Here is a 12,078-nt window from a genome sequence, read left to right on the forward strand (position 1 = left end):
TCCGTCCTATCTGGTAAGCGCGCCACACCGACTCGAAGCCACCGGCAAAGGAGCACCCCTGTGACCACCATCGCCCGCCCCGTCACCGCCACTGTTGCGCCGAGCCGCACGCGCAACATCACCCTCTGGACCCTGCAGATCGTGCTCGGCCTCTTCTTCATCATCGCCTCGGCCGCACCGAAGTTCGTCGGGCAGCACGACGCCGTCGAGGTGTACGCGGAGATCGGTTGGGGCCAGTGGTTCCGCTACGTGACCGGCGTCGTCGAGCTCGCCGGCGGCCTCGGCCTACTGATCCCGCGACTGTCCGGATCCGCCGCGGCCGGCCTGTCGATCACCGTGGTGTGCGCCGCCGCGACCCAAGCCTTTCTGCTCGGCGCCCCGAGCATGGCGATCTTCCCGCTGGTCCTGTGCGTGGTGTTCGTGTGGATCGCATGGAACCGCCGCGACAGCATCGCGGCCCTGCGAGCGACGCTGACCCGCTGACAGGACCCGACTCGACCAACTGAACATCGGACAGCGATCGGCGGACCGAGGTCCGCCGATCGCTGTCTTTCGAGTACGGCGCACGCCCACGAAATCCACTCGACCTGCGCGGCACGTCCCGGCGAGACTGAGGCGAACGCGGGTCATCGGGATCCGTGCGGAAAGATGGGACAGCGTGAGCGGCGACATCATTGATGAACTGACCTGGCGCGGACTGATCGCACAGTCCACCGACCTGGATGCCCTGCGCTCGGCGCTGGCTGCCGACCGCCTGACCCTCTATGCCGGTTTCGATCCCACCGGCCCCAGCCTGCACGCCGGACACCTGGTGCCGCTGCTCGCACTGCGCCGTTTCCAGCGGGCCGGTCATCGGCCGATCGTGTTGGCAGGCGGCGCCACCGGCCTCATCGGCGATCCGCGTGACGTCGGCGAACGGACCATGAACTCGTCCGACACAGTTGCGGACTGGGCCGAGCGGATCCGTTCCCAGCTCGAGCGTTTCGTCGACCTGGACGATTCACCGACCGGCGCGGTCATCGTCAACAACATGGAATGGACCGGGAACCTGTCGACCGTCGACTTCCTGCGCGACGTCGGCAAGCATTTCTCGGTGAACGTCATGCTGGCCCGCGACACCATCAAGCGGCGCCTCGACGGCGAAGGCATCTCCTACACCGAGTTCAGCTACATGCTGTTGCAGGCCAACGACTACCTGCAGCTGCGCCGCGACTACGGCTGCATGCTGCAGGTCGGCGGCTCCGACCAGTGGGGCAACATCATCGCGGGCGTGGAACTGAACCGCAGGGTCGACAGCGCATCGGTGCACGCGATGACCGTGCCGCTGGTGACCTCGGCCGACGGCAAGAAGTTCGGTAAGTCGACCGGCGGCGGCAGCCTGTGGCTCGACCCCGAGATGACCAGCCCCTACGCCTGGTACCAGTACTTCGTCAACACCGCCGATGCCGACGTCGTCCGCTACCTGCGCTGGTTCACCTTCTTGTCCGAGGAGGAGCTGGCCGAGCTGGAGACGGCGACGACCGAACGCCCGCATGCCAGGGAGGCGCAGCGCAAGCTCGCCGAGGAGATGACGACCCTGGTGCACGGGGAGGCGAACACCCACGCCGTGCAGTTGGCAAGCCAGGCGTTGTTCGGTCGAGCGGATCTGCGTGAGTTGGACGAGGCGACGTTGGCTGCGGCGCTGCGGGAAGCCGCCGTCGACGGCACGGTCGCCGAGGTTGTCGCGGGGGAGCCGCCGAGCACGATCGTCGATCTTCTGGTGGCATCCGGACTGAGTGAGAGCCGTGGGGCGGCCCGTCGTGCGGTGAACGAAGGCGGCGCTTCGGTGAACAACGAGCGCATCTCGGATCTGGAATGGACCCCCTCCGACGCTGACTACCTGCACGGACGGTGGCTGGTGCTGCGTAGGGGAAAGCGCAACTTCGCAGGCGTACTGCGGGCGGGCGCTTAAAGATCTTGGTGGCTTGAGTCACATCTGTGTAATTCGAGCCGGTTTCCCAGGTTGGTGCAGGTGCTCTGACCTGGGAAAACACCTCCGCTTCTTGGCGATTTGACGTAGCGTTTTCCGCCGCGTAACTTTATCCAAGTCAGAGCGACACGGACACCGACCCGGAGCCGAGAAGCCCAGCGGAAACGCTGAGCGGAGGGCCTGGGAAACGAGGTAGGACGAGGAGCGCCTGACCGTCAGTAACATCGATCGAGCGAGCGGACTTGACTCCGACCGAACGATTGGCTAGGCTGGAAAAGTTGCCTCAGAGAGCCCCCCGAGAGAATCTGGGGAGGAACTGTGTGCGTGTGTTCTTTGAGAACTCAATAGTGTGTCGATGAATGTCAGTGCCAATTATTTAATTGGTTCCGGCCTTACATACCCCCCGGTTGTAGGGTTGGACATTTAGTCAGCAAATCTTTTTGCTGGCGTTTTGTTTTGCTAGGTTTTCGGACTCTAGTTATTCTTCTGATTGCATCCCTTTGGGGATGTGGTTGAGAGTCTTCAACGGAGAGTTTGATCCTGGCTCAGGACGAACGCTGGCGGCGTGCTTAACACATGCAAGTCGAGCGGTAAGGCCCTTCGGGGTACACGAGCGGCGAACGGGTGAGTAACACGTGGGTGATCTGCCTCGCACTTCGGGATAAGCCTGGGAAACTGGGTCTAATACCGGATATGACCAAGAGCTGCATGGTTTTTGGTGGAAAGATTTATCGGTGCGAGATGGGCCCGCGGCCTATCAGCTTGTTGGTGGGGTAACGGCCTACCAAGGCGACGACGGGTAGCCGACCTGAGAGGGTGACCGGCCACACTGGGACTGAGACACGGCCCAGACTCCTACGGGAGGCAGCAGTGGGGAATATTGCACAATGGGCGAAAGCCTGATGCAGCGACGCCGCGTGAGGGATGACGGCCTTCGGGTTGTAAACCTCTTTCGACAGGGACGAAGCGCAAGTGACGGTACCTGTAGAAGAAGCACCGGCCAACTACGTGCCAGCAGCCGCGGTAATACGTAGGGTGCGAGCGTTGTCCGGAATTACTGGGCGTAAAGAGCTTGTAGGCGGTTTGTCGCGTCGTCTGTGAAAACTCACAGCTCAACTGTGAGCTTGCAGGCGATACGGGCAGACTTGAGTACTTCAGGGGAGACTGGAATTCCTGGTGTAGCGGTGAAATGCGCAGATATCAGGAGGAACACCGGTGGCGAAGGCGGGTCTCTGGGAAGTAACTGACGCTGAGAAGCGAAAGCGTGGGTAGCGAACAGGATTAGATACCCTGGTAGTCCACGCCGTAAACGGTGGGTACTAGGTGTGGGTTTCCTTCCACGGGATCCGTGCCGTAGCTAACGCATTAAGTACCCCGCCTGGGGAGTACGGCCGCAAGGCTAAAACTCAAAGGAATTGACGGGGGCCCGCACAAGCGGCGGAGCATGTGGATTAATTCGATGCAACGCGAAGAACCTTACCTGGGTTTGACATACACCGGAAACCTGCAGAGATGTAGGCCCCCTTGTGGTCGGTGTACAGGTGGTGCATGGCTGTCGTCAGCTCGTGTCGTGAGATGTTGGGTTAAGTCCCGCAACGAGCGCAACCCTTATCTTATGTTGCCAGCGCGTAATGGCGGGGACTCGTGAGAGACTGCCGGGGTCAACTCGGAGGAAGGTGGGGACGACGTCAAGTCATCATGCCCCTTATGTCCAGGGCTTCACACATGCTACAATGGCCGGTACAGAGGGCTGCGATACCGTGAGGTGGAGCGAATCCCTTAAAGCCGGTCTCAGTTCGGATCGGGGTCTGCAACTCGACCCCGTGAAGTTGGAGTCGCTAGTAATCGCAGATCAGCAACGCTGCGGTGAATACGTTCCCGGGCCTTGTACACACCGCCCGTCACGTCATGAAAGTCGGTAACACCCGAAGCCGGTGGCCTAACCCTTGTGGAGGGAGCCGTCGAAGGTGGGATTGGCGATTGGGACGAAGTCGTAACAAGGTAGCCGTACCGGAAGGTGCGGCTGGATCACCTCCTTTCTAAGGAGCACTTCTGCATCGCACCCCGAAGAGTCGGGGATGGTAAACGTTGATGCCAGAGACCGTTTCGGAAACATACGTTTTCCGGCGGACGCTCATGGGTGGAACGCTGGCAAGTTTTATCGCATTCGGTCAATCCTCAAGTGGTTGGTCGCGGTGAATATATCGACACACTGTTGGGTCCTGAGAGAACACGCGAGTGTTTCCTCTTAGGCAAGATAACGACAAGGCTGGATCTTCAGTCATACCGCGAGGGTTTTCGGATTCTCGGCTGGTGCTGAGTCAGGGTTTGGCCTTGTGTGTTGTTTGAGAACTGCACAGTGGACGCGAGCATCTTTGTTAGTAAGTGTTTAAGAGCGTACGGTGGATGCCTTGGCACCAGGAGCCGATGAAGGACGTAGGAGGCTGCGATAAGCCTCGGGGAGCTGTCAACCGAGCTGAGATCCGAGGATTTCCGAATGGGGAAACCCAGCACGAGTGATGTCGTGTTACCCGCATCTGAATATATAGGGTGTGTGGAGGGAACGTGGGGAAGTGAAACATCTCAGTACCCACAGGAAGAGAAAACAACAGTGATTCCGTGAGTAGTGGCGAGCGAAAGCGGATGAGGCTAAACCATGTGGATGTGATAGCCGGCAGGCGTTGTCCATGTGGGGTAGTGGGGCTCATTTTCTTATCACTGCCGTGATGAGCGAGAGTAAGAAACCGTTGGGTTAGTCGAAGTGGTCTGGAACGGCCTGTCGTAGAGGGTGAGAATCCCGTAGACGAAAACCTGGCGGCTCTCGTAGTGAGTGCCCGAGTAGCAGCGGGCCCGTGAAATCTGCTGTGAATCTGCCGGGACCACCCGGTAAGCCTGAATACTCCCTGGTGACCGATAGCGGACTAGTACCGTGAGGGAAAGGTGAAAAGTACCCCGGGAGGGGAGTGAAATAGTACCTGAAACCGTGCGCTTACAATCCGTCAGGGCCTGCGCCAACTTCGGTTGGGTGGGTGATGGCGTGCCTTTTGAAGAATGAGCCTGCGAGTTAGTGGCATGTGGCGAGGTTAACCCGTGTGGGGTAGCCGTAGCGAAAGCGAGTCCGAATAGGGCGTTTCCAGTCGCATGTTCTAGACCCGAAGCGGAGTGATCTACCCATGGCCAGGGTGAAGCGACGGTAAGACGTCGTGGAGGCCCGAACCCACTTAGGTTGAAAACTGAGGGGATGAGCTGTGGGTAGGGGTGAAAGGCCAATCAAACTCCGTGATAGCTGGTTCTCCCCGAAATGCATTTAGGTGCAGCGTCGCGTGTTTCACACCGGAGGTAGAGCTACTGGATGGTCTAGGGGGCCTACAAGCTTACCGAAATCAGCCAAACTCCGAATGCCGGTGTGTGAGAGCGCGGCAGTGAGACTGCGGGGGATAAGCTTCGTAGTCGAGAGGGAAACAGCCCAGATCGCCGGCTAAGGCCCCTAAGCGTGTACTAAGTGGAAAAGGATGTGGGGTCGCGAAGACAACCAGGAGGTTGGCTTAGAAGCAGCCACCCTTGAAAGAGTGCGTAATAGCTCACTGGTCAAGTGATCCTGCGCCGACAATGTAGCGGGGCTCAAGTACACCGCCGAAGCCGCGGCATTCACACAATACATCCGCCATTCCCTGCGGGGGGTGGTGCAGTGGTGTGGATGGGTAGGGGAGCGTCCTGTAGCCAGGGAAGCGGCGGAGTGATCCAGCCGTGGAGGCTACGGGAGTGAGAATGCAGGCATGAGTAGCGAAAGACGAGTGAGAAACTCGTCCGCCGAATGACCAAGGGTTCCTGGGCCAGGTTAATCCGCCCAGGGTGAGTCGGGACCTAAGGCGAGGCCGACAGGCGTAGTCGATGGACAACGGGTTGATATTCCCGTACCCGTGTATCCGCGCCCATGATGAATCAGTTGTGCTAAGTGTCCTGAACTTCCGAGAAGACCTTCGGGTCTCGAGTGGAGGGATGCACATGACCCTGGCTGGTAGTAGTCAAGCGATGGGGTGACGCAGGAAGGTAGCTGGGCCAGTCAGTGGTTGTACTGGTGTAAGCCTGTAGGGCGTTGTGTAGGCAAATCCGCACAGCATGTGCCTGAGAGGTGATGCGTAGCCGATTGAGGCGAATTCAGTGATCCTATGCTGCCGAGAAAAGCCTCTAGTGAGTTGGTACACGGCCCGTACCCCAAACCGACACAGGTGGTCAGGTAGAGAATACTAAGGCGATCGAGAGAACTGTGGTTAAGGAACTCGGCAAAATGCCCCCGTAACTTCGGGAGAAGGGGGACCCGGTCTGGTGATGAGATTTACTCTCGGAGCTGGGTTGGGTCGCAGAGACCAGAGAGAAGCGACTGTTTACTAAAAACACAGGTCCGTGCGAAGTCGTAAGACGATGTATACGGACTGACGCCTGCCCGGTGCCGGAAGGTTAAGAGGACCGGTTAGCGCTTCGGCGCGAAGCTGAGAATTTAAGCCCCGGTAAACGGCGGTGGTAACTATAACCATCCTAAGGTAGCGAAATTCCTTGTCGGGTAAGTTCCGACCTGCACGAATGGCGTAACGACTTCTCTGCTGTCTCAACCACAGACTCGGCGAAATTGCATTACGAGTAAAGATGCTCGTTACGCGCGGCAGGACGAAAAGACCCCGGGACCTTCACTATAGCTTGGTATTGGTGTTCGGTACGGTTTGTGTAGGATAGGTGGGAGACTGTGAAGCGGGCACGCCAGTGTTCGTGGAGTCATCGTTGAAATACCACTCTGATCGTATTGGACCTCTAACCTCGGACCATGATCTGGTTCAGGGACAGTGCCTGGTGGGTAGTTTAACTGGGGCGGTTGCCTCCTAAAATGTAACGGAGGCGCCCAAAGGTTCCCTCAGCCTGGTTGGCAATCAGGTGTCGAGTGCAAGTGCACAAGGGAGCTTGACTGTGAGAGCGACAGCTCGAGCAGGGACGAAAGTCGGGACTAGTGATCCGGCACCGGCAAGTGGAAGCGGTGTCGCTCAACGGATAAAAGGTACCCCGGGGATAACAGGCTGATCTTCCCCAAGAGTCCATATCGACGGGATGGTTTGGCACCTCGATGTCGGCTCGTCGCATCCTGGGGCTGGAGTAGGTCCCAAGGGTTGGGCTGTTCGCCCATTAAAGCGGCACGCGAGCTGGGTTTAGAACGTCGTGAGACAGTTCGGTCTCTATCCGCCGCGCGCGTCAGAAACTTGAGGAAGGCTGTCCCTAGTACGAGAGGACCGGGACGGACGAACCTCTGGTGTGCCAGTTGTTCCGCCAGGAGCACTGCTGGTTAGCTACGTTCGGAAGGGATAACCGCTGAAAGCATCTAAGCGGGAAGCCTGTTCCAAGATGAGGTTTCTCACCACCTTTGAGTGGTTAAGGCCCCCCACAGACCATGGGGTTGATAGGCCAGAACTGGAAGCTCGGTAACGGGTGTAGGTGACTGGTACTAATCGGCCGAGGACTTACCAACGAAGAGGCTACGCGTCCACTGTGCGGTATCTGAAACAACACACAGATACAGAAGCATCCTTGCATGATCCGGGTAACTGGTGATTGTTTGGTGTGCTCTCTGTGGATAGTTTCATAGAGTTACGGCGGCCATAGCGGCAGGGAAACGCCCGGTCCCATTCCGAACCCGGAAGCTAAGCCTGCCAGCGCCGATGGTACTGCACTCGACAGGGTGTGGGAGAGTAGGACACCGCCGGAACATCATTCGCGATAGGGGACCCAGATTCTGGGTCCCCTATCGGCGTTTGGGCACCTTGCGTGCCCCTCGCACGCCTCCGCGTCCATGCCCCACCATCGACACGTGATTCAATTTGTGGGGCCCCGACCACTTTTTGGAACCTAGAAAGGGATCACCGTGTCGGAACAGAACGACAACCGGAAGTCCTTCCGGCGTGACACCCCCGCCTCTGGTTCCGGCCAGCGTGGTGCAGGCGGCGAGCGCCCCGCACGTGGTGGCGGTGGCGACTCGTCCTCGAACCGCCCCGAGCGGGATCGCACCGGCGGTCAGGGCTCGGAGCAGCGTGGCGGATTCAAACGCAGCGGTGATTCCGGCCAGCGTGGCGGATCTGGCGAGCGTGGTGGATTCAACCGGCGCAACGACTCCGGAAGCTCCAGCCAGCGAGGTGACTCCGCGGGCGGCTTCAAGCGCCGCGAGGATTCGGGTGAGCGTGGCGGTTTCAACCGCAGCGGTGGTTCCGGCCCGCGCAGCGGCTCCAACGATCGAGGTGGATTCAACCGGCGAGATGATTCCGGCTCGCGTGGGGGATCAGGCGAGCGTGGCGGTTTCAACCGTGGAGGCGACTCCGGTCAGCCGGGCGGGTCCAATCGCGGTGGTGAATCCGGCGGCCGTGGCAGTTTCAACCGTGGCGGTGAATCCGGTCAGCGAGGCGGATTCAATCGTGGCGGTGATTCCGGTGAACGTGGCGGATTCAATCGTGGCGGTGATTCCGGTGAACGTGGCGGATTCAATCGTGGCGGTGATTCCGGTGAACGTGGCGGATTCAATCGCGGTGGCGACTCGGGCCAGCGTGGCGGTTTCAACCGTGGCAGTGGCGATTCGGGTGAGCGCGGTGGCTCCGGCGACCGTGGCGGTTTCAATCGGGGTGGTGATTCACGAGGCGGGTCCGCTGATCGTGGGGCCAACCGCCCTGATTCCGGTCAGCGCGGTGGTTTCAAGCGCAGAGATTCTGGTGAGCGTGCAGACTTCGGACGGTCCGGTGAGCGTGGCGGATCGGATCGCGGGTCGTTTCAGCGCGGGGACGGACCGTCGGAGGACCGTCGTCGTGGTGGCGAGGGTGCGCGCGCGGGAGGCGGCGGCCAGTCGGCGGATCGACGCCCGCCGCGGCCCGAGGAGCCGGATCTGCCGGACGATATCCAGGCATCAGATCTCGAACCTGCGGTCCGACGTGACCTGCTGAGCTTGGACAAGACCAATGCAGAAGCCGTCGCCCGCCACCTGGTCATGGCGGCCAGACTGATCGACGATGACCCCGGCCTCGCGCTGGCACACGCCCGTGCGGCACGGCAACGCGCAGGCCGCATTGCCGTGGTTCGCGAAACCGCGGGTGTGACTGCCTACCACGCGGGTGAGTGGGCCGAGGCGCTCTCCGAGCTGCGTACCGCTCGCCGGATGTCCGGTGGCTCCGGTCTGCTCGCGGTGATGGCGGACTGTGAACGCGGTCTCGGCCGACCTGAGCGTGCGATCGAACTCGGCCGCAGCGACGAGGCCCGCGCCCTGAGCGGTGATGAGGCCAGTGAGCTGCGCATTGTGGTTGCCGGCGCCCGTATGGACCTCGGTCAGTACGACCAGGCCGTGGTCACCTTGCAGACTTCCGATCTGGACCCGTCCCGCACCGGCTCGGCCGCTGCCCGGCTGTTCTATGCCTACGCCGACGCACTTGTCGCGGCGGGCCGAACCGACGACGGACTCACCTGGTTCCTCAACGCCGCCTCCGCCGACCTGGACGGCGAGACCGACGCCGAAGACCGCGCGGCCGAATTGACCGGCGAGACCGACCTCTGACCGTGGGATCGGTGCGCGGTACGGAACTGTCGGGCGAGACCGGTTCTCGAGTGCCGTCACAGTGCGATGCGGAGCTGACCGGCGTCGCAGGCGTCCGCGCGCCGGCGGGGCACAGAGCGGAACCGCCCGCCGACTCGAGCGTCTGAGCGCCGCCGGAGTGCGATGCGGAACTGACCAGCAGTACAGACTTGTGAGTGCTGGTGGACTGCAGAGCGAAACTATTCGGCGGCTCGGGCTTCCTCAGTGCCGCTGGGGTGCGTTACGGAGCCGCGCGGCAACTCCGGCTTCCGAAGTTGCCGGAGCGAACCGCGGATCTGATATACGGGACAGACTTCCGGGTGCCGGCGGAGTGCGCTACGGAGTGAACCGCAGCGGTACAGGTTGTGAGTGCGGTACGGAACTGTCCGGCGACTCGGTATTCTCAGCGCCGTCGGAGTCCGTGCAGAGCTGTTCGGCGACTCCTCCTCACGAAGGTGGTCGGAGTTGCAGCTATCGGAGCACCGACACAGGCTGCCGGGTGTCGTCGGAGTGCCGCGCGGAATAGACCAATGGCGGAGGCTTTGAGTAATGGTGGAGTGCTGAGCGGAATGTTCTGGCGAGATCGGATTGCGAGCGCAGGCGGAGTCAAGTAGTGCAGGTGGAACCTTGGTCGGCCCACGATGATCTGGCTGCCGCGAAAGCACTGATATTCGAGCCTCTCGAGCTCGATTGTTCTGTGCCGGTAGTCGAACCGGAGAGCGCCGAGTATGCGGCACACTCTTTCACGGTGGGCGGCCGGTCGGTGCGGTTTCGAGTAGGCAAATCGACACCGACGAAAGTCGGTCAGTTCGTCACCGTGTGGCAGCGCGGGGTGGGCGGACCGATCCGGCCGTTCGATGTCGCCGATCGCGTCGAGCTGTTCGTCATCAGTACCCGCACCGGAAGCCACTTCGGCCAATTCATTTTTCCTGGCACCGTGTTGTGTGCGAAAGATATTGTCTCCATTGATGGTTCGGGTGGCAAGCGCGGGTTTCGGATCTATCCACCGTGGGCGGATACCACGAACCGTCAGGCCCGTGCCACACAGACGTGGCAGCTGGAGTACTTCCTGCACGTGCAGCCGGGCGAGTTCGTGGATCTCGCTCGGGCACGGTTGCTCTACGGTGGGCCGGGACCGGCGACGACGGCCGTTCTTTGATGTCGAGCGGTGGGCGTAGTGTGCTGTGTGCTTCCGAGAGCTGCGGCCGCGTGCCGACCCGCGAAGCAGATCGCCGGGCAATGGAGCATGGGCGAAGAGTTCGGCAAGGGATGCCGACGGTGACATGGAGTGAGAGTGGTGTGAAGCGGCTACGAGATCGCTACGAAGCCCTACTGCTGGATCTGGACGGCACGCTGTACCGCGGACCCGAGATGATCGAAGGCGCCCCCGAGGCACTGGCGAATTCCGGCGTGCCGCAACGGCTCGTCTACGTCACGAACAATGCGAGCCGAGGGCCGGACGCGGTCGCCCAGCACCTGTCCGAACTCGGTTTCCCCGCGACGACCGATGATGTCGTGACCAGTGCGCAGGCGGCGGCCCGGCTGCTCGCGGAGCGACTCGAATCCGGCGCGACCGTCTTGATCGTCGGCACCGATGATCTCGCCGCGGAGGTGGATGCCGTCGGTCTGCGTTCGGTCCGCCGCTTCAATGGCACCACGCCCGATGCTGTCGTACAAGGACATTCGCCGACGACCGCGTGGCCGGATCTGGCCGAGGCGGCCTACGCGCTGAGCGCCGACGCCCTGTGGGTTGCCGCTAATACCGACAAGACTTTGCCGAACGAGCGTGGACTCGCGCCGGGCAACGGCGCCATGGTCGCGGCCCTGCGAGCGGCTTCCGGTCGTGCGCCACTGGTGGCGGGCAAGCCTTACGCGCCGCTCATGGAGGACGCCTTGGTGCGGGCGGGCACCCGCAGCGCGCTGGTCGTGGGGGACCGCATCGACACCGACATCGAGGGCGCCAACCGGGTCGGCCTCGATTCGCTGCTGGTCCTGACCGGCGTGAGCACCCTCGATGAGCTGCGCGACGCCCCCGCTGACCTCATCCCGACCTATGTGTCGGAATCGCTGGACGCATTGAATCACCCGCCCGTGGCAGACGAACCAGACCCCGCCGCGACCGACTTGGTCGCCGACTTGACCGCACGCTTGCGGCGCAACCCGGGACGAGCCGTGACAGTGCGCGCGTCCGGTTCGGAAATCCGATAGCGTTGACATCACGATGAGTACTCCGATGCCCCGCCCGTATGGACCCGGTATGAACGGCCCCGGCTCGAACGGACCCCGCCCGGGGGTCCCGATGCCGGGCCAGCATCTGCCTGGCGCACAAGGGCGCCCGGAACCGGCCGATCCCGCTCGGATTCGCGCCGATGTCGAGAGCCTGCTCGCCGAGCTCGGTTCGCATGCCGGTCAGCCCCAGGGCGTCGAAACCGGCACCGACATCACGCGGCGGGCACGCATCCTGGAGCAGGCACACGAGGTGCTGGTTCAGGCCTTGGCCACGGTGGACAAGATCTGA

Annotated in this window: 5 protein-coding genes, 3 rRNA genes and 1 pseudogene; all 9 read left to right on the forward strand. The window is 61.6% G+C overall.

What is annotated here, in order from left to right; genetic code table 11:
* The first annotated feature begins 60 nt into the window (after positions 1–60).
* The gene (locus OHQ90_RS17715; RefSeq protein WP_328411880.1) at positions 61–483 is read left to right on the forward strand and encodes a DoxX family protein; all 423 of its coding nucleotides are present in this window, start codon (positions 61–63) and stop codon (positions 481–483) included.
* 175 nt (positions 484–658) lie between these two features.
* Positions 659–1,951, forward strand: a complete 1,293-nt coding sequence (gene tyrS, locus OHQ90_RS17720; protein ID WP_328411882.1) for a tyrosine--tRNA ligase — start codon at positions 659–661, stop codon at positions 1,949–1,951.
* A 540-nt stretch (positions 1,952–2,491) separates the two neighbouring features.
* Positions 2,492–4,008 (forward strand): 16S ribosomal RNA (locus tag OHQ90_RS17725).
* A gap of 340 nt (positions 4,009–4,348) precedes the next feature.
* Positions 4,349–7,481 (forward strand): 23S ribosomal RNA (locus tag OHQ90_RS17730).
* Positions 7,482–7,601: 120 nt separating this feature from the next.
* A 5S ribosomal RNA gene (rrf, locus tag OHQ90_RS17735) occupies positions 7,602–7,718 on the forward strand.
* Together the 16S, 23S and 5S rRNA genes form the textbook arrangement of a ribosomal RNA operon.
* A gap of 702 nt (positions 7,719–8,420) precedes the next feature.
* A pseudogene (locus OHQ90_RS17740) lies at positions 8,421–9,542 on the forward strand (hypothetical protein); the annotation flags it as partial.
* 715 nt (positions 9,543–10,257) lie between these two features.
* A complete protein-coding gene (locus OHQ90_RS17745; RefSeq protein WP_328411885.1) occupies positions 10,258–10,719 on the forward strand; it encodes a MepB family protein in 462 nt (153 codons plus the stop codon).
* 140 nt (positions 10,720–10,859) lie between these two features.
* The gene (locus OHQ90_RS17750; protein ID WP_328412925.1) at positions 10,860–11,768 is read left to right on the forward strand and encodes an HAD-IIA family hydrolase; all 909 of its coding nucleotides are present in this window, start codon (positions 10,860–10,862) and stop codon (positions 11,766–11,768) included.
* A gap of 13 nt (positions 11,769–11,781) precedes the next feature.
* Positions 11,782–12,078, forward strand: coding sequence for a hypothetical protein (locus OHQ90_RS17755; RefSeq protein ID WP_328411887.1), 297 nt, complete (start codon positions 11,782–11,784; stop codon positions 12,076–12,078).

This window comes from Nocardia sp. NBC_00403, from assembly GCF_036046055.1.
Classification (GTDB): Bacteria; Actinomycetota; Actinomycetes; order Mycobacteriales; family Mycobacteriaceae; genus Nocardia.

Excerpts from the sequence above, each read along its gene's own strand:
- OHQ90_RS17755 (WP_328411887.1), top strand. The coding sequence starts at position 11,782 with ATGAGTACTCCGATGCCCCGCCCGTATGGACCCGGTATGAACGGCCCC.